We start from the raw sequence: 16,627 nt of genomic DNA, 5'->3' as shown, positions 1-16,627 counted from the left end.
GCGCTTCCCGGTGGGCCCCGTGGGGATCGAACCCAGCGAGTGGCGGCGAGCGAGGTGGCCACGTCCGGGAGGACGGCCGGCTCGCGCGTCGTGGTCGACGTCCAGATCGCCCTTGACCACGGCGTCCCGCTCCATGCGGTCGCGGACGCGGTGCGCCGGCACGTCGTCAGCCACCTCGCCGAGCAGACCGGGCTGATCACCACCGAGGTCGACGTCGCCGTCGTCGACATCCGGCAGCTCCCCGCCCCCGGACAGGTAGCCGGGCCGCTGGACGCCGGTGGGGATCCAGGCGGGTCGGGGCAGAGCCGCATGGCGACGTGACGGATCGGGCACAACCCAGTGGTGAAGACCACGGTGATCGCCGTCCTCGGCGGCCTGCTGACCCTGGCCGGCATCGCGCTGCTCGTCCTGCCCGGTCCGGGGTTCGTGCTGGTCGCCGCCGGTCTGGCTGTGCTGGCCACGCGGTTCACCTGGGCGAAGAAGCCACTCGACTACGCCACGGACAAGGCGCAGCAGGGCGTCGAGGAGGTCGCCAAGAGCCCGCTGCGCGCCGCCGGAGCGGTGCTGGCCGCCCTGGTGCTGGTTGCTCTCGGCGTGCTCGCGCTGGCCGGGGTGGACCTGCCGTTCGTCAACGCGTTCACCGCCGTCGTCCTCATCCTCTCCGGGCTCTTCCTCGTCGGGACCGTGTTGTTCGCCCGTCGTCAGGAGAAGCTCGAGCAGGCCCGTGCGCACCGCCCGGCGGGCGAGCGCGGCGTGGCCGGCGCCTACCGGGCCGCACCGTCCCCCGATTGATCACTGCCACGACCACAGCGGGCGCCGAGAGCGCCCGGAGATCGATCGAGTAGGGAGAGCCGCAGGTCAGCCCCGGTGGGCCCCGTGGGGATCGAACCCACAACCCGCGGATTAAAAGTCCGCTGCTCTGCCAGTTGAGCTAGAGGCCCGGTGCAGGTCGGCGGGCCTTCCACACGACTCACGAGACCATGCGTGAGACGTCCGCGGTCCGTCGCCCGCTGCGAGGCTACCGCCACGGGTGTGGCGCTCCGGAGCGAGCGCGGAGCACTCCCCCGGCGGAACGGTCGGTCCTGAGGACACGCGTGGGCCGTCGTCGCGCACCGGCGTGGGCGTCACACGCCGGTGCGCCCCCCGCCCGGCCGTGGGCCCGGCAACGAGGCCGCGAGCGCGCGCAACTGCTCACCGTCCAGCCGGCAGCCGCGCGGGCAGTCGAACTCGACCGGTCGGGTGGCTCGCCAGCCGACCGCCGCGGACCCGTGGCAGACGGGGCAGTCCTCCCAGGAGACCCGCTCGCTGGTGCCCATCTCGTCCCGTCGGGTCCGCGACCACGTCGCTGATGACATGACTGGTCACCGTAGGGAGCCCCCGGCCCCGGGGCGATCCGCTCAGCGCGGTCGTCATCCGCGGAGCGCGGCGGCAGAATCGACGAGACGCTGCGGTACCGAGGTCGCGGCGAGCGAACGCGGGAGGCCGTCCCGTTGTCCGACCCGACCGTCCCCCTCGCCTCGCACCTGTGGCTGCAGACCGCGGACCTCGACGAGGTCCGCGAGCGGCTGGGCCAGGTGCTGCGTCCGCACCGGCTCCGGGTCGTCCGCGGGGGGCCGGAGCTGCGCGTCGTCCACCACCTGGCCGAACTGGGCAGCACGGCGTTCCACTACGTCGACCACGACGCGGACGTGCAGGTCTCGGCGGAGGAGCTGGGCTTCGTCCTGGTGCAGATCCCGCTGGCCGGCAGGGCGGTCGTGCGCGCCGGGCGGGACGAGGTCGTGGCCACGCCCGAGGTGGCCGCCGTCAGCGGGGTGGTGGACGCGCCCTCCTTCGAGTACCACGCACCGAACCCCCGGCTCATGATCCGCATCGACGCGGCGCTCCTGGAGTCCCGGCTCGCGCTGGCCCTGGGCGATCGGCCCCGACGACCGGTGCGGTTCGACCCGTCGCTGGACCTCACCTCTCCCGGGGGGCGGTCCTGGCGCCGGCTGGTCGACACGATCGTCGCCGACGTCGACAGCGGCGGTCCATCAGCCGGTCACCGCTGGCCGCGGCATCGCTGGAGCGCGCGCTGGTCGACGGTCTCCTCTCGGTCCACGCGAGCTCGCTCTCCGAGCGCATCCACGCCGCCGGGGCACCGACGCGTCCCCGCTCGCTGCAGAAGGCGTTGGCCCTGATCGAGGACCACTGCGCCGAGCCACTGACGACCGCTGACGTGGCCGAGGCGGTCAGCGTGAGCGTGCGGTCGCTGCAGGAGGCGTTCCGGGACCACCTCGGCACGACCCCGATGGCCCGGCTCCGTGCCGCGCGCCTGGCCCGGATCCACGCCGAGCTCGAGGCCGGCGGCGAGGGCACCAGCGTCACCGGTGTCGCCCTGCGCTGGGGCGTCACGCACACCGGCCGGTTCGCGCAGGAGTACCGCCGCACGTACGGCCGGTCGCCGTCGCAGACGCTCCGCCAGGGTCACTGACCACCCCGTGGACGGCGTGCCCCGCCCTCCCGCGCCGGCTCTCAGAGCACGTCGAGCAGCAGCAGCACGAGGAGGGTCAGCGCGGCCGACAGGACCAGCGAGCCGAGGCAGCCCAGGCGGCTGGAGAAGAAGAGGAACACCGGGTCCGCCTACCCCATCGAGACCTCCTCGACTCGGAAGGTCACGGTCCGTGTCGTTCATCACGCCGCATCACCCGCTCGGGGGATGCTCCCACCCGACTCCGGTCACTTAGCGTCACTCCTGCCCGAGCGGCCGAGCGGTGCCGGACCCGCCGCCGACCGGGCCGGCCGCCCGCGGGCGGCCCCCAGGCCCCGGCCCGGTCGTCCCGTTCCCCCCGGGGCGGCCGGGCCGGATCCCACTCAGCTCGACCGGTCCGCACACACGCCGTCCACCAGCGTCCAGAGCAGCTGCTCCTGGGACTCGTCGACCGGCAGCGGCACCGGCACGGCCCCGCCGTCCCCCACCGCCACCTGCAGCGGGAAGAGGAACGGCTGCTTGGTCTCGGCGAGCACGTGCGGCTCGCAGGTCGCGACGGTGAACGCCACCGGCGCCGACGCCTCGTCCTGCCCGGCCCCGAGCCGCAGCGGCAGGCCGTCGAGGGTCACGTCGACGAGGACGCTGCCGCGGACGTCGGTGACGGTGACGGTGACCGCGCGGTCGTCGTCCCCACGCCGGGTCAGGACGACGCGGCCGGTGGCCGTTCCGCCGTCGGAGGTGAGACCGGTGAGCCCGACCGCGGCCACCGCGAGCACCCCGGCCACGGCGCACTCCTCGCGGTGGACGACGGCCAGGTCGTCCCCGGTCAGCGGCACGCGCACCTCCTCGACCGTCCCACCGGGGCGGCTCACCGTGAGGCGGGCCGCGACGGGGTCGGGGCCGGCCGCGCAGTCGGGCTCCCCGTACGGCGTGGGCAGGTCGATCACCCGCCCGGGCGCGAACTCCGCGGTCAGCGGGGTGGGCGGCAGGGGCGCGAACCCCGGCGAGTCGAGCGCGACGGCGGTGACGGTGAACGGCTCGGTGCCGGTGTCGGTCACCCGCACCTGCACCCGGCCGCCCACCACGACGTCCGTGCGCAGGCGCACCACCTCGGCCGCGATGCCGGGCACGGCCGGCACCGCCGACGGCGTCGGGGCCGCCGGCGGGGGCTCGGCGGGCGGCGGCGCGCCGTCCCCCGCCGGGCCGCACGCCGCGCACAGCAGGGCGGCCACCCCGACGGCCGCGCGCCTCATGGCGTCGCAGCGTAGGACCGGCGCGCCGCCCGCGGGCGGCTACCGCTGGTGGCCGGGGAGGCGGGCCATGACACGGCCGGCCTCCATCCGGACCTCCAGCTTCTCCTGGGGGTTGGCGGCGGGGCCGCGGCGCGGTTCGCCGTCGTCCAGGTCGAACGCCGACCCGTGCCACGGGCACACCAGGCACTCGTGGCCGCGGACCTCCTCCACCGAGCCGTCGTACAGCGGTCCGGACAGGTGCGAGCAGGCCCCGATGAACGCGTCCACCCGCGCACCCCGGCGGACGGCGACCAGCGGCACCTCCACGCCGGTGCCCGGGCCCGTGCGCAGCGCCGGCCGCCCGTCGGGCAGGTCGTCGAGGGGGCCGAGGTCGATCCAGTCGGTGGACAGCGCGCGGGCCGCGGTGGCGGCATGCGAGGCCCCGGAGGACTGCGCGTAGGACATGTGCCCGCCGATGGCCGCCGACCCGGTGGCGATGCCGAGCCCGGCGTAGGACAGCACCCGGCCCAGCGTGCCCCGGCCGCGGCGGCGCGCGGCCAGGGACCCGACGTACAGCCCGAGCGCGGCGGTGTTGGCCAGCGCGTGCAGCGCGCCGAGGCGGCGGACCCCCGAGCCCTGCTCCGACCAGTCGGCGGCCCCGGACAGCGCCGCGGGGACGGCGGCGGCGACGCCCGTGCCGATGAGGACCGTGGCCGCCGGGCGCAGCGGCGGCACGGCGTCGAGCAGGCCGGCCGACACCCAGCTGCCCACGGGCACCTGCACGAGGACCGGGTGCAGGGGGTGGCCCAGCCAGGTGCCGTGCAGGGCGTCCTTGAGCACGTCGGGCAGGGCCTGCACGGCCTTGCGGGCGGGTTCGATCGCCTTGTCGAAGGTCGCGACGTCTGCGACCCGGTCCAGGATCCCCATCAGGCTCATGGCCTGCCCCTACCCGCGGGGCCCCGTCCCGATGCCGCCGTCCCGCTGCCGGGCTACGAGGACGGCGCGTGGCCGGGTCGGCACGGGGCGCAGCTGCCACACCCGCACCGTCCCCCTCGTGAGTGGGGACACAACGAAATCGTCACAGCTCAGGGGAATAACGGCTGGCGTACAGCCGATTGCCTGGGAGAGCCTGCACAAAGGACCCGTGCCCGTCGAGAGGATGCCCGTGACCTGCCCGTCGTTGCGCTCGCGCCGCCCCGCGGTCGGCAACGTGGTCAGCAGCATCAGCGGGAGGGTCCGCGCGGAGGACACGTTCGCCCAGTTCGTCCGCTTCGTCCTGGTCGGCGGCGCGACGACGCTGGTCTACGCGGCGCTGTTCGTGGCCCTCGAGGGGCTGGGCTACCTGCCGGCCCACCTGGTGGCCACGGCCGCCTCGACCGTGCTCGCCAACGAGCTCCACCGCCGACTCACCTTCCGGGCCGACGAGCGGGTGCACTGGTTCACCGCGCAGTGGGAGGCCGGCGGGATCACCGTGATCGGCCTGTTCGCCACCAGCGCGGCGCTCGGCGTCCTCGACTCCACCGTGGGCTCGGTCAGCGTGTACGTGCAGGTCGCCTGCGTCGTGACCGTGACGGCCCTGATCGGCCTGATGCGCTTCATCGCGCTGCGCTGGATCTTCCGCACGCCGGCCACCGACGCCGCCTGATCCCCCGCGGCGTCGCGGTCCCGGCCCACTCAGGGGGCTCGCTAGCCTGGACCGGGTGACCGAGCCGAGCGCCCCCGGCCCCTCGCGGGGGCTCAGGCTCCTGCACCGCGCCGGCCGCTGGGCCCTGCGCCTGGTCGTCGTCCTCGCCGGCGCCTTCCTCGGGATCCTGCTGCTCGGGCGGGTCGACGCCGCGATCGGTCCGTTCGACGCGACGGTCGCCTTCCGGCCGCTGGGCGGCGGTGCCGACCTCGACGTCCCCCCGCTGGGCGCCCTGCAGGTCGACGCCTACGACGGTCCGCTGCGGCTGGAGATCCAGCTCAGCCGGGTCGACGAGATCCGCGCCCAGGCGCTGGCCACCAACCCGGTCCTGCTGGACGGCGTGGTGGACCGGGTCAGCGCCGACCTCCAGGACGCCGTCGTGCGGGTGACCCTCCTGACGGCCGTCGCGGCGGTCCTCGGCGCGACCGTGGCGGCGCTGCTGCTGCTCCGCCGGCGCCGCGAGGTGTTCCTCGCCCTCGGGCTGTCCACCGCGCTGGTGGCGGGCACCGGCGGGCTGGCCGCGGCCACCTGGCGCCCCGAGGCGCTCCTGCAGCCGAGGTACACCGGCCTGCTGGTCAACGCCAACAGCCTGATCGGCAGCGCGCAGGACATCGTGGCCCGCTTCGACGCCTACCGCGCGTCGCTGGAGGACCTCGTCACCAACGTGAGCACCCTGTACTCCACGTTGTCGGCGCTGCCCGCCCCCGGTGGCGCCGGCGACACCGTGGCCCTGCTGCACGTCTCCGACCTGCACCTCAACCCCGCCGGGTTCGACCTGGTCCGCCAGGTGGTGACCCAGCTCGACGTCGACGGCGTCCTGGACACCGGGGACATCACCGACTGGGGCAGCGAGCCGGAGAACCAGCTGATCGCCGGCATCGGCACCCTGGACGTGCCCTACGTCTTCATCCGCGGCAACCACGACTCCGCCGTCACCGCGGGGCTGGTCGCCGCCCAGCCCAACGCGACGGTGCTGGACGACTCGGCGGTCACCGTGGCCGGCATCGAGGTCGTCGGGGCGCCGGACCCGCGGTTCACCCCCGACCAGGACGCGGCCCCCGCCACCGAGTCGCTGGAGGAGAGCGGGGAGGCGCTCGCGGAGTTCGTCGAGACCCTGGCGTCCCCGCCGGCCGTCGCGATGGTCCACGACCCCGAGCAGGCGACGCCCCTGGACGGCGTCGTCCCCCTGGTGCTGGCCGGCCACACCCACGAGCGGGAGGTCTCCGAGCTCGACGAGGGGACGCTGCTCATGGTGCAGGGCTCGACCGGCGGCGCCGGCCTGCGTGGCCTCCAGGGCGAGTACCCCGAGCCGTTGACGTGCACGGTGCTGTACCTGGACCCGGCCACCGGCGCGCTCACCGCCTACGACGAGATCACCCTCGGCGGGCTCGGGGAGACCGAGGTGACCATCGAGCGCGTCGTCGTCCCCCCGCCGGTGGACGGCGGCTCCGGCACGGACGGGACCCCGGGCACGGACGGCGGCTCCGGCGACAGCGGCTCCGGGACCGACGGCGGCCCGGGCGGGCCGGTCCCGCCCGCCTCCCCGACCGGGTGACCGGCCGCGCCTAGGCTCGCGGCATGTCCTCGACGACGTCGACCCGTGCCCCCCGCCTGGCCGCCGCCGCCCTCGCCGGCGGGCTGGCCCTGCTGCCGCTGTCCGCCTGCTCGTTCACCTCGAACAACTTCTCGTGCAGCGGCAGCTCGTGCTCGGTGACGCTGAGCGGCGCCGGCTCCGAGGTGGACGTCCTGGGCACGTCCCTGGCCTTCGGCGGGGTCCAGGACGGGCGCGCGGAGCTCCGGGTCGGGAACGCGAGCGTCTCCTGCGCCCAGGGGGAGACGGTGAGCGCCGGCCCGCTGACGCTGGAGTGCACCTCGGTCCAGGACGACTCCGTGGAGGTCACCGCCTCCCTCGGCTGACCCGCTCGCCCGGGGCGCACCTCGCGGACGTGGCTCAGCCCTGGTCGGCGACCTCCACGACGATGCGCGTGGGGTCCTCGAGGGCGTAGACCCGGAACGGGACCTCGGCGCGCGTCCCGATGAAGGCGACCGACGTGCCCTCGAACGTCGCGTCCCAGACGACCTCGGTCACGGTCTGCGTGCCGTTGCCGGGCAGCGGGTCCGGGCCGGCCCACTCCTCGACCCCCGTGTCGTAGGGGTAGCCGACGCCGGTGAGCGTGACCTGCAGGACGGCGTCGCCGGCCACCGGCACCGTCTCGCCGCTGCCCTGCGAGCTGGCCTGGTCGACGTAGCGCACGTCCCAGCCCGGGGTCCCGGTCCCGCCGACCTCGAGGACCACGCGGTCGAAGCCGTCCTGCCGGCCGGTGCGGATCTCGGTCACGGTGACCCGGGAGTCGGCCGACGCGTCGGCGGTGTCCGGCTGCGTGTCGGCCGGGAAGGCCGACCTCCCGGCGCCCGCACCGGACTCCTCGCCCGGGTCCTCACCCGCTGACGGCGCCGCACCGCCCGACGACGACGTCGTCGACGACGCGGCCGCGGTGGCGGTGGACGCCGAGGCGGCGGGATCGGGGTCACCGCCGCCACAGCCGACGAGGAGCGTGACGGCGACCAGGGCCGAGGGACAGATGAGGGCAGCGCGACGGCGGGTCACCCGCCCATGGTGTCAGCGGCGGCGTTCCGCGCCGGGGAGCAGGTGGACGTGTCGCCATGACCGCCGTCACGCCGCGCGGGCCGGCCCGCCGCCCGCTCGCCGTGCCCCGAGGGGCGCGGACCGGGCCCCCGACACCCCCAGGGGGACCCCCTGTCGGAGCCCCTCCGGAGAGCATGTATCGTTCTCGCTGCCCCCGGCGAACACGAGCCCCCATCGTCTAGCGGTCCAGGACGCCGCCCTTTCAAGGCGGTAGCACGGGTTCGAACCCCGTTGGGGGCACAGCACCACCAGCAAGGCCCTGTAGCGCAGTTGGTTAGCGCGCCGCCCTGTCACGGCGGAGGTCGCGGGTTCGAGTCCCGTCAGGGTCGCTCTCCGGTGTTCCACACCGGGAGGGGCAGGTAGCTCAGTCGGTACGAGCGCTCGCCTGAAAAGCGAGAGGTCGGCGGTTCGACCCCGCCCCTGCCCACACACACCTCCCCCGCACGGTCGGTCCCTCCAGGGGGCAGCAGACTGTCGCGGTGCACTCCCTCCCCACCACGCTCCGCGCGGGCGCCGCCCGGTTCGGGCTGCGCCGCGCCGTCCCTGACGACGTCCCGGCGATCGTGACACTGCTCACCGACGACCCCCTGGGACGGGAGCGGGAAGGCGCCGACCTCGAGCCCTACGCCGGGCCTTCGCCGCGGTGGACGCCGACCCCGCGCACCTCCTGCTCGTCGTCACCGACCACCCAGACGACGCCGTCGTCGGCACCCTGCAGCTGACCGTGCTGCCCGGGCTCTCCCGCGGCGGCGCCCCGCGGCTGCAGGTCGAGGCGGTCCGCGTGCGGGCCGACCACCGCGGTTCCGGCCTGGGGACGGCGATGGCCGAGTGGGCCGTCGCGGAGGGGCGGCAACGGGGCTGCGCGCTGGTGCAGCTCACCACCGACACCCGCCGTCCGGACGCCCTGCGCTTCTACGAGCGGCTGGGCTTCGTCGCCTCCCACGTGGGCCTCAAGCTGCCACTGTAGGGACCGGTCAGGTGCCCGTCCGGTCGGCGACCACCTGCGCATAGACCTGCTCGTGCACCGCCCGGACGGCGGCCCGCTGCTCCTCGCGCCACGTGCGGTCCGCGGGCCGGGGCGCCGGGCGGGTCAGGGCGGCGGCGACCGCGGCGTCCAGCGACACCGGGTCGAACCCGCGTTCCTCGTCGTTGCCGTAGGTGACGACGTCGGACCACTGGTCGGCGAACCAGCCGCAGCTGGGCGCGACCACGCGGGTGCCGACGTCCCGGCAGATCTCCAGGTCCGACGAGTGCGTGCCGCAGCTCTCCGGCAGGACGGCGACGTGCAGCTCCTGCAGCTGCTGGACCCAGCCGTCGGCCTTGCGCGGCAGGTACTCCAGGGTGTCACCGGCCGCGGGCACCGGCGGCGGCTCGACGCCGTCGTCCAGGAACACCCGCAGCCGTCCGCCGCCGTTCACCGCCCCCGACAGCGCCGCCCGGACCAGGCCGGCCGGGTCGGGCACCGCGGGCCCGGGGGCGCGCAGGGCCAGGCCGACGAGGCCGCGCTCGGCCCCCAGCTCGGGCACCGGGCAGGCCACCGAGGGGTGCGCGACGACGATCGCCGTCCGCCCGTGGCGCTCGGCGATCTCGTCGGCCGCGCCGGGGGTGAGGGTGAGCACCACCTCCGCCGTCGCCAGCAACGCCGCCAGGTGGGCGTCGTGGCGCCGCGGCGAGGGCTGCGCGGGGTCGCGCAGCTGGTGCACGGTGGTGACGAGCGGCACGCCGGTGCGGCGCACCGTCTCGGTCCAGCTGACCATCTCGTCCTCGGGCAGGTGCCCGTAGCCGGAGTGCACGTGGACGACGTCGACCCCGTCGGCGTGCGCGGCGAGATAGGCGGGGTCCAGCCAGGGGCTCGGCGCGTGCGCCGGGCCGACCCGGACCACGCCGGCGGGCAGCACGGCGTCGACGTAGGGATCGGTGTGGGGGACGGTCACCACCCGGATCCCCCGGCCCTCGACAGTGCTCACGCGGTCGTGCTCCTCCTGCGGCCGCGCACTGCGACGGCAGGTGGCGGTACTCCTCGACGAACTGCTCGGACAGGCCTACCCATGATCCGGACGGCGAACCTGTGACGTGACCCTGGGTGCGCGTGACCACCCGAAGGGGTCACCTACCGCCCCCGGCGGGGTGCTCAGCGGGACGCGGCCACCCGCGCGGCCGCCAGGTGGGCGTGCACCAGCGTGATGGCCAGCGCGCCCTCCCCCACGGCCGAGGCGACCCGCTTCACCGAGCCGGCTCGCACGTCGCCCGCGGCGAAGACGCCCGGCGTGCTCGTCTCCAGCAGCGCGGGGGGCCGTTCCAGGGGCCAGGCGGGATCGGCGTCGGAGGAGGCGAGCGCGGGTCCGGTGAGCACGAACCCCCACCGGTCACGGGCCAGCGTGCCGGCCAGCCAGTCGGTGGGCGGCTCGCTGCCGATCAGCAGGAACAGCACGCCGGTCTCCTGGGTCTCCTCGCCGCTGTCGAGGTGGCGCACCACGAAGGACTCCAGGAACTCCGAGCCGCACCCGCCCACGACCTGCACCCGCGTGCGGACCTCCACGTTCGGCAGCGCCGCGAGCTCGCGGACCAGGTAGTCCGACATGGTGTCGGCCAGCCCCTCGCGCCGCACGAGCACGGTCACCCGCTCGGCGTAGCGGGCCAGGTGCACCGCGGCCTGCCCCGCGGAGTTGCCGCCCCCGACGACGAAGACGTGCCGGCCCCGCATCGCCGGGGCCTCGCTCACCGCGGCCCCGTAGAAGACGCCCCGGCCGGTGAGCGCCTCCAGCGACGGGACGCCGATCCGCCGCCAGCGCGCGCCCACGGCGAGGACGACGGTCCGCCCACGCACCGTCGTCCCGTCGCTGAGCGCGACGGAGTGCAGGCCGTCCTCGGTGTGCAGCCCGGTCGCGTAGCGCATGAAGTGGAACGTGCTGCCGAACGCCCAGGCCTGTTGGTAGGAGCTGAACGCCAGCCGGTTGCCGCTGATGCCGGTCGGGAAGCCGGGGTAGTTGCGGATCAGCGAGCTGGTGCCCGCCTGCCCGCCCACCGCCTCGGACTCCAGCACCAGCGTGGCCAGGCCCTCGGAGGCGCCGTAGACGCTGGCCCCCAGCCCCGCGGGCCCGCCGCCGACCACGACCACGTCGTAGACCGTCGCCGGGTCCAGGGGCTCGAACAGGCCGAAGGCCTCGGCCAGCTCCAGGTCGCTGGGGTCCTGCAGCACGGTGTGCTCGGGGTGGAAGCGCAGGACGAGCACCGGCAGCCGCGGCTCGTCGAGGCCCAGGCCGTCCAGGAGCGCGCGGCCCTCCGGCGTCCCGGCCTCGTAGAAGCCGAGCGGGATGCGGTTGCGGGTCATCTGGTCGCGCAGGTGCTGGGACCGCGGCGCCCAGCGGTCGCCGATCATCCGCACCGCCTCGAAGCCGCCGCCCTGCCGGGCCGACCACTCCTCGATGATCTCGCTGACCGCCCGGTGGAACTCCGCGTCGGCCTGCTCCTCGGGCGCGTAGACCCAGCGGTCGAGCTGGCCGAGGGCGAGCGCCTCGAAGATGGGGCGCGCGGTCTCCCAGGCGCCCCAGCGGATCAGCGCGACGGCCAGCGCGCCGGGGTGTTCGGTGTGCAGCCCGCGCAGGATCGCCAGCCCGTCGGGGTCGGCCGCGCCGAGCCCGCCGAGGAGGGCGGTCACCGGCGGGTTCCCCCAGGCGGCCAGCGCGGGCGGCACGTCGGAGGGCTCGATGCAGGCGATCACCACGTAGTCGCCCCCGTAGCGCCGCTTGAGCTCGCGGACGGTCTCCAGCCGCGGCGTCTCGTCCCGGCACACGACGACGAGCGCGCCCCGGGGGTGGCCGTCAACCACGCCGCGCCCCGGGCTCGGCCGCCGCGAGCCGCCAGCCGGCGGCGCCCGTGGCCACCACGGCAGCCGTGGTGGCGGCGAACACCCACGCGGCGGGGTCCGACCACGCCACCGTGCCGGCGTAGCGGGCCACCGCGACGACGACCAGGACGCCGAAGACGGTGTAGGCGATCGCCGCCGTCCGCAGCCGCTGCAGGTCCCCCGCGACCGCCGCCAGCGCCGTCGCCACCCCGAACGCGAGCAGCCAGGCGCCGACGACCCGTGCGGTGAACGGGGTCAGAGACCACGGCCACAGCGTCGTGGCCGTCGCCGGGACCACCGACAGCGCGGCGCCGACGACGAGCAGGACGGCCGACTCGGCGGCCAGCGCGGCGCGCAGCACGCCGGGCACCGGGTGGCGGGGCGGCGGGTCCTGACCGGGTGCCCGCTCCTGCCACCAGATCAGCGCCACCATGCCCACCGGGACGACGACGTAGACGGCCAGCCAGAACCAGGCGGCGATCTTCGGCACCAGCGGCAGCCCACCGAAGTCGTCGTCGAAGTGCATGCGGTTCACGTGCACGAGCGTGGCCACGAGGGTCAGGACGACGAAGACGAGGATCGTCAGCAGCGGCACCCGCGTGCGCGCCCAGACGCCGTCCCGGAGCGAGAGCACGACCAGCACGCAGCCGGCGGCGTACCCCGCGCCGAGGAACGCCGCGGTGAGCGGCGGCTGGATGGTCCAGGCGAAGGTCTCGTCGGTCTGCTCGGAGAGCACGAACAGCGCGCCCACGGCCAGCGCGGTGAGCACCGCGAACACCACGAGCAAGCCCCGCATGGCGGGCAGGAGCCGGCGGACCGGGACCGCCGGCGACTCGGGGCGCGTGGCAGTCGAGTCCACTGGGTCTCCCGTGCACTGTCGGCCCCCGTGTCCCACTCTCGGACAGGGGCATCACACCACCGCCCCGGGACGCTGTCACGGCATTTCCGCCCGCACCCGGCGTCCCTAGACTCGCGGGGACAGCGCCGGCTCCCGGCGCCGCCGTCGGCCCCCGGCGGGAGGTGTCCGTGGCCGGACCGGTACCGGCGACCGACGACGCCCCGACGCCGATCGCCACCCCCGACCAGCGGCTGCGCGTCTTCGTCTCCTCCACGATGGAGGAGCTGGCCGCCGAGCGGCGCGCCGTGCGCGCGGCGGTGACCCGGATGCGGCTGACCCCCGTGCTGTTCGAGCTGGGCGCCCGGCCGCACCCCCCGCGCGACCTGTACCGCGCCTACCTCACCCAGAGCGACGTCTTCGTCGGCGTCTACGGGGAGCGCTACGGGTGGGTGGCCCCCGGGATGACGGTCTCCGGGCTGGAGGACGAGTACGACCTGTCCGCGGGCAAGCCGCGGCTGCTCTACGTCCGCCGCACCGCCCCCGCCCGCGATCCCCGGCTGACCCGGCTCATCACCCGCATCCAGGCCGAGAGCGGGGCCTCGACCACGCCCTACGACGATCCGGAGCAGCTGGGCGAGCTGGTCGCCGACGACCTGGCGGTGCTGCTCACCGAGCGGTTCGCCGCGCCCCGCCCGCGGCCGCCCGGGCTGTCCGCCGGGTGGCTGCCCACCCCGCCCACGCCGATGGTCGACCGGTCGGCCGAGCTGGCGCTGGTGACCGGGCTGCTCGCCGACCCCGCGGTGCGGCTGGTGACCCTCACCGGCCCGGGCGGCACCGGCAAGACCCGCCTGGCGCTGGCCGCCGCCGAGCGGCTGGTGCCGGACCGGGACGCCGTCTGGTGGATCGACCTCGCTCCGCTGCGGGACCCCGACGAGGTGCCGGTGGCGGTCGCCGCCGCCCTGGGCGTCACCGCCGAGGGCCGTCGTCCGCTGCTGGACCTGGTCGGCGAGCGGCTGGGGGGACTGCGCGCCCTGCTGGTGGTGGACAACGCCGAGCAGGTCCTCGACGCCGCCCCCGCGGCCGCGCCCCTGCTGGCCCGCTGCCCCCGCACGCAGCTGCTCGTGACCAGCCGGGCGGTGCTCGGCCTGCGCGGCGAGCACGACGTTCCCCTCGGCCCGCTCGCCGTCCCCCCGCCCGAGGAGGAGCGGCCCGACCGGGTGCGGGACGCGCCCGCCGTGGCGCTGTTCGCCGCCCGGGCGCAGCGCGCCGACCCGTCCTTCGCCGTCACCGACGCGACCGCCGCCACCGTCGCCGAGGTCGTCCGCCGGCTCGACGGGCTGCCGCTGGCGGTGGAGCTGGCCGCCGCGCGGGTGCGCACCCTGCCGCCGGCGGCGCTGCTGCGGCGGCTGGACCGCGCCCTCGACCTCCGCGGGCCCGACGTCGACGCACCCGACCGGCACCGCACGCTGCGGCAGACGATCGCGTGGAGCCACGACCTGCTCGCCGAGCCGGAACGGACGCTGCTCGCCCGGCTCTCGGTCTGCGCCGGCGGTTTCACGCTGGACACCGCCGAGGCGGTCGGGGCGGTGGACGACGACCTCGACGTCCTGGACGCGCTGTCCTCCCTGGTGGGCCACAGCCTGGTCACCCCCGCCGACGCCGGCGGCGCCGAGCCGCGGTTCCGGATGCTCGCCCTGGTCCGGGCCTTCGCCGCCGAGCGCCTGCACGAGCGGGGCGAGGCCGAGGCCACCCGCGGCCGGCTGGCCGTCCACCTCGCGGAGTTCGCCCGGGAGGCCGGCGCGGCGCTGTCCGGCCCCGAGCACCGGCTGTGGCTGGCCCGGCTGGAGGCCGAGGCGGCCGACCTGCAGGCCGCCCTGCGCTGGGCGGTGGACGGCGACCACGCCGAGCTCGCCGTCCGGCTGACCGCGCCCCTGGCCCGGTGGTGGTGGGCGCGCGGGCTGCTCGCCGACATGGCCGAGCTCGCCGAGCGCACCGCGGCCCTGCCGTCGGCCGGGCGCCTGCCCCCGGAGCCGGCCGGCCGGCTGCTCTGGGCGCGGGCGGCCACCCGCATCGCGCTCGGCCGCGTCCGGGAGGCCCGGCCCCTGGTGGACCGCCTGGTCGCCGACGCCCGGGAGCGCGGCGACACCTGGCAGCTCGGCCACGGGCTCAACAGCCTCGCGATGACCCTGCCACCGGACGACCCCCGGCTGGCCCCCACCCTGGACGCGGCGGTGGCGGCGCTGCGGGACAGCGGCGACACCTGGTCGGTGGCCTTCGCGCAGCTGTTCCGCGGCGCGGTGGCCGTCCTCGCGGGGGACGCCGCGGAGGCGGCGCGGGTGCACCGGGAGGCGCTGGAGGTGGCCCGCGCCGTCGGCGACGACCACCTCGCGGCCTGGCTCGACGACCAGCTGGCCCTCGACGCCCTGGTGGCCGGCGACCTGGCCGGTGCGCGGGAGGCCCTCGGCGAGGCCGCGGCCCTGCACCGGCGCGACCACGACCTGGAGGGGCTGGCCTACTGCCTCGACGGCCTGGCCGGGCTGGCCCTGGCCTCGGGGGACGCGCCGCTGGCCGCCCGGCTCACCGGCGCCGCCGCGGCCACCCGCGCCCGCACCGGCATCGCCGTCTGGCCGCCCATGCAGCCGCTCGCCCGGCAGCTCGACGACGCCGTGACCGCCGCCCTCGGCCCCGACGAGGACCGCCGGCAGCGGGCCGCGGGAGCCCGCCTGGACCCGTGGGCCGCGCTCGACGAGGGCCTCGCGACCACCGGCTGACGCGGCGGGTCGGTCGCGCCCGGCCCGCGGCGGGTCAGTCGCGGCCGGCTCGCGCGGCGGCGTAGGCAGGAGCGCGGAAACGGGCCATCGGACCGTCGGGCACCATCCCGGGCGGTGGGTTGCGGACGGCGTCGAAGCGCAGGTCGGGGTCCAGCTCCGCCACCGGTGCGAGCAGCCGCAACCGGCCGAACGGGTGCCAGTCGCCGATCCCCCGGGCGGCCGCGAGGGTGAACACCGGCCGGCGCGCGGCGATCGCGGCAGCCAGCGGCTCCGGCTCGCTCGGCAGGGACGCCGGGGACTCCGGCCACGCCGCCAGGTGCACGGTCCCCGCGTCGGACCGGTACCCCATGATCGAGGAGTAGCTCGACGCGGCGTCCCGGCGGAACGCCGGCACGAAGCGGGTCAGGCGGCCCCGCCCCGTGCTGGACAGCAGCAGGTCGACCGGTGGGTCGCCGGGGACGCGCACCGCCAGGCCCAGCAGGTCCGGCAGCGGGTCGGGCAGCCCCGCGCCCCGGGACAGCCGCACCAGGGCCGGCGTGCTGCCCGGCCCGGCCAGCCAGGGCACCGCGTCGGCCTCCGCGCCGCCGGTGCGCTCGAGGACGGCGTCGACGACGACGCCGCGGGGGTGCATCGGCTTGCCGGAGCGCCGGCGGGCCAGCGCGCCGAGGGGGACGGCGACGGCACGTCCGGCCGTGCGGGGCAGGTCGGGCACGGGTCCTCCTGTCGACGACGTCTCCTGGGCCCATACCCCGTCCGGCCGGCACCCGTGCACCTGTCGTGGTCCGCCAGTGACGGGTGTGACGAACGGGTCGTGGTCCGTCAGATCCTGTGCAACCGTCGGCCCACGTCGGTCGGCATTCGCCCTGTGGCACGGAGCGGTCCGGCACCTACGTTCGGGACATGTTCACGACGCTCTTGGTGATCGGCGGGGTCCTCGTCGGACTGGTGGTCCTCCTCGCGCTCATCGTCAGCCTGAGCGCCCGCCCGGCCAGCCGTGGTTCCGCGCCGTCCGCCGGGGGCCCCGGCTGGGTCGCCGCCACCGGCCGCCGCCACCCCGACGCGTGGTCCGAGCACGTGCCGACCTCGGAGATCCCGGCGGCGCGCTGACCGGCCCCTGACCCGGCGTCCCGGCGGCTGCGAG

Annotated in this window: 18 protein-coding genes and 4 tRNA genes; 13 read left to right on the top strand and 9 right to left on the bottom strand. The window is 76.4% G+C overall.

Annotation, left to right across the window (positions count from 1 at the left end):
• Positions 1 to 39 precede the first annotated feature (39 nt).
• Positions 40 to 321 carry an Asp23/Gls24 family envelope stress response protein gene (locus ACI79E_RS17960; RefSeq protein WP_456933923.1) on the top strand — a complete coding sequence of 94 codons (282 nt, stop codon included), beginning with the start codon at positions 40 to 42 and terminating at the stop codon, positions 319 to 321.
• A 21-nt stretch (positions 322 to 342) separates the two neighbouring features.
• The gene (locus ACI79E_RS17955) at positions 343 to 792 is read left to right on the top strand and encodes a PGPGW domain-containing protein (protein WP_456933922.1); all 450 of its coding nucleotides are present in this window, start codon (positions 343 to 345) and stop codon (positions 790 to 792) included.
• Between the two features lie 76 nt (positions 793 to 868).
• Here the strand turns inward: ACI79E_RS17955 and ACI79E_RS17950 are convergent.
• Both ACI79E_RS17950 and ACI79E_RS17945 read right to left on the bottom strand, forming a co-directional pair.
• Positions 869 to 941 (bottom strand) — tRNA-Lys (locus ACI79E_RS17950).
• Positions 942 to 1,124: 183 nt separating this feature from the next.
• Positions 1,125 to 1,355 (bottom strand): hypothetical protein, encoded by a 231-nt coding sequence (locus ACI79E_RS17945; protein ID WP_456933921.1) that lies wholly within the window; start codon positions 1,353 to 1,355, stop codon positions 1,125 to 1,127.
• Between the two features lie 135 nt (positions 1,356 to 1,490).
• Here ACI79E_RS17945 and ACI79E_RS17940 point away from each other — a divergent pair, with 135 nt between their 5' ends.
• Positions 1,491 to 2,177, top strand: a complete 687-nt coding sequence (locus tag ACI79E_RS17940; protein WP_456933920.1) for a cupin domain-containing protein — start codon at positions 1,491 to 1,493, stop codon at positions 2,175 to 2,177.
• The gene (locus tag ACI79E_RS17935) at positions 2,168 to 2,470 is read left to right on the top strand and encodes a helix-turn-helix transcriptional regulator (protein ID WP_456933919.1); all 303 of its coding nucleotides are present in this window, start codon (positions 2,168 to 2,170) and stop codon (positions 2,468 to 2,470) included. Before ACI79E_RS17940 ends, ACI79E_RS17935 begins: the two co-directional genes overlap by 10 nt.
• 380 nt (positions 2,471 to 2,850) lie before the next feature.
• Here the strand turns inward: ACI79E_RS17935 and ACI79E_RS17930 are convergent, their stop codons facing one another.
• A complete protein-coding gene (locus ACI79E_RS17930) occupies positions 2,851 to 3,720 on the bottom strand; it encodes a hypothetical protein (RefSeq protein WP_456933918.1) in 870 nt (289 codons plus the stop codon).
• A 39-nt stretch (positions 3,721 to 3,759) separates the two neighbouring features.
• Complete coding sequence (locus ACI79E_RS17925; protein ID WP_456933917.1) at positions 3,760 to 4,635, bottom strand: Rieske 2Fe-2S domain-containing protein; 876 nt, start codon at positions 4,633 to 4,635, stop codon at positions 3,760 to 3,762.
• Between the two features lie 208 nt (positions 4,636 to 4,843).
• On the opposite strand from ACI79E_RS17925, the gene ACI79E_RS17920 reads away from it, so the two are divergent.
• The 3 genes from ACI79E_RS17920 to ACI79E_RS17910 are packed head-to-tail and all read left to right on the top strand — an operon-like array spanning position 4,844 to position 7,300.
• Complete coding sequence (locus tag ACI79E_RS17920) at positions 4,844 to 5,344, top strand: GtrA family protein (RefSeq protein ID WP_456933916.1); 501 nt, start codon at positions 4,844 to 4,846, stop codon at positions 5,342 to 5,344.
• A 55-nt stretch (positions 5,345 to 5,399) separates the two neighbouring features.
• Positions 5,400 to 6,938, top strand: a complete 1,539-nt coding sequence (locus ACI79E_RS17915; RefSeq protein ID WP_456933915.1) for a metallophosphoesterase — start codon at positions 5,400 to 5,402, stop codon at positions 6,936 to 6,938.
• A gap of 23 nt (positions 6,939 to 6,961) precedes the next feature.
• Entirely contained in the window at positions 6,962 to 7,300 is a 339-nt protein-coding gene (locus tag ACI79E_RS17910; protein ID WP_456933914.1) for a hypothetical protein, read from the top strand.
• 34 nt (positions 7,301 to 7,334) lie between these two features.
• Here the strand turns inward: ACI79E_RS17910 and ACI79E_RS17905 are convergent, their stop codons facing one another.
• Complete coding sequence (locus ACI79E_RS17905; RefSeq protein ID WP_456933913.1) at positions 7,335 to 7,991, bottom strand: AMIN-like domain-containing (lipo)protein; 657 nt, start codon at positions 7,989 to 7,991, stop codon at positions 7,335 to 7,337.
• 206 nt (positions 7,992 to 8,197) lie between these two features.
• Between ACI79E_RS17905 and ACI79E_RS17900 the strand changes: the two genes are divergently transcribed.
• From ACI79E_RS17900 to ACI79E_RS17885, 4 genes are all read left to right on the top strand, one after another.
• A tRNA-Glu gene (locus ACI79E_RS17900) sits at positions 8,198 to 8,270 on the top strand.
• A 15-nt stretch (positions 8,271 to 8,285) separates the two neighbouring features.
• A tRNA-Asp gene (locus tag ACI79E_RS17895) sits at positions 8,286 to 8,359 on the top strand.
• Between the two features lie 24 nt (positions 8,360 to 8,383).
• A tRNA-Phe gene (locus tag ACI79E_RS17890) sits at positions 8,384 to 8,457 on the top strand.
• A 216-nt stretch (positions 8,458 to 8,673) separates the two neighbouring features.
• A complete protein-coding gene (locus ACI79E_RS17885; RefSeq protein ID WP_456933912.1) occupies positions 8,674 to 8,997 on the top strand; it encodes a GNAT family N-acetyltransferase in 324 nt (107 codons plus the stop codon).
• Positions 8,998 to 9,004: 7 nt separating this feature from the next.
• On the opposite strand, the gene ACI79E_RS17880 is transcribed toward ACI79E_RS17885, so the two are convergent.
• The 3 genes from ACI79E_RS17880 to ACI79E_RS17870 all read right to left on the bottom strand — a co-directional run bounded on the left by ACI79E_RS17880 (position 9,005) and on the right by ACI79E_RS17870 (position 12,673).
• Positions 9,005 to 9,997 (bottom strand): hypothetical protein, encoded by a 993-nt coding sequence (locus ACI79E_RS17880; protein ID WP_456933911.1) that lies wholly within the window; start codon positions 9,995 to 9,997, stop codon positions 9,005 to 9,007.
• A 164-nt stretch (positions 9,998 to 10,161) separates the two neighbouring features.
• A complete protein-coding gene (locus ACI79E_RS17875) occupies positions 10,162 to 11,859 on the bottom strand; it encodes an NAD(P)/FAD-dependent oxidoreductase (protein ID WP_456933910.1) in 1,698 nt (565 codons plus the stop codon).
• Positions 11,852 to 12,673 carry a hypothetical protein gene (locus ACI79E_RS17870; RefSeq protein WP_456933909.1) on the bottom strand — a complete coding sequence of 274 codons (822 nt, stop codon included), beginning with the start codon at positions 12,671 to 12,673 and terminating at the stop codon, positions 11,852 to 11,854. The genes ACI79E_RS17875 and ACI79E_RS17870 overlap by 8 nt, the downstream gene beginning before the upstream one ends.
• 230 nt (positions 12,674 to 12,903) lie before the next feature.
• On the opposite strand from ACI79E_RS17870, the gene ACI79E_RS17865 reads away from it, so the two are divergent.
• On the top strand, positions 12,904 to 15,486 hold the full coding sequence (locus ACI79E_RS17865) for a DUF4062 domain-containing protein (RefSeq protein WP_456933908.1): 2,583 nt from the start codon (positions 12,904 to 12,906) through the stop codon (positions 15,484 to 15,486).
• Between the two features lie 34 nt (positions 15,487 to 15,520).
• On the opposite strand, the gene ACI79E_RS17860 is transcribed toward ACI79E_RS17865, so the two are convergent.
• Positions 15,521 to 16,198 (bottom strand): phosphodiesterase, encoded by a 678-nt coding sequence (locus tag ACI79E_RS17860; RefSeq protein WP_456933907.1) that lies wholly within the window; start codon positions 16,196 to 16,198, stop codon positions 15,521 to 15,523.
• 188 nt (positions 16,199 to 16,386) lie between these two features.
• Here ACI79E_RS17860 and ACI79E_RS17855 point away from each other — a divergent pair, with 188 nt between their 5' ends.
• Positions 16,387 to 16,593, top strand: coding sequence for a hypothetical protein (locus tag ACI79E_RS17855; protein WP_456933906.1), 207 nt, complete (start codon positions 16,387 to 16,389; stop codon positions 16,591 to 16,593).
• Positions 16,594 to 16,627 lie beyond the last annotated feature (34 nt).

Source organism: Geodermatophilus sp. SYSU D00079 (assembly GCF_054050635.1).
Note: the sequence above shows the minus strand (reverse complement) of the source record. Positions and strands in the feature narration are given on the sequence as shown.

Coding starts and splice junctions, on each gene's coding strand:
- ACI79E_RS17945 (WP_456933921.1), bottom strand. CDS start 1,355: ATGTCATCAGCGACGTGGTCGCGGACCCGACGGGACGAGATGGGCACC.
- ACI79E_RS17930 (WP_456933918.1), bottom strand. CDS start 3,720: ATGAGGCGCGCGGCCGTCGGGGTGGCCGCCCTGCTGTGCGCGGCGTGC.
- ACI79E_RS17925 (WP_456933917.1), bottom strand. CDS start 4,635: ATGAGCCTGATGGGGATCCTGGACCGGGTCGCAGACGTCGCGACCTTC.
- ACI79E_RS17910 (WP_456933914.1), top strand. CDS start 6,962: ATGTCCTCGACGACGTCGACCCGTGCCCCCCGCCTGGCCGCCGCCGCC.
- ACI79E_RS17870 (WP_456933909.1), bottom strand. CDS start 12,673: ATGCGGGGCTTGCTCGTGGTGTTCGCGGTGCTCACCGCGCTGGCCGTG.
- ACI79E_RS17855 (WP_456933906.1), top strand. CDS start 16,387: ATGTTCACGACGCTCTTGGTGATCGGCGGGGTCCTCGTCGGACTGGTG.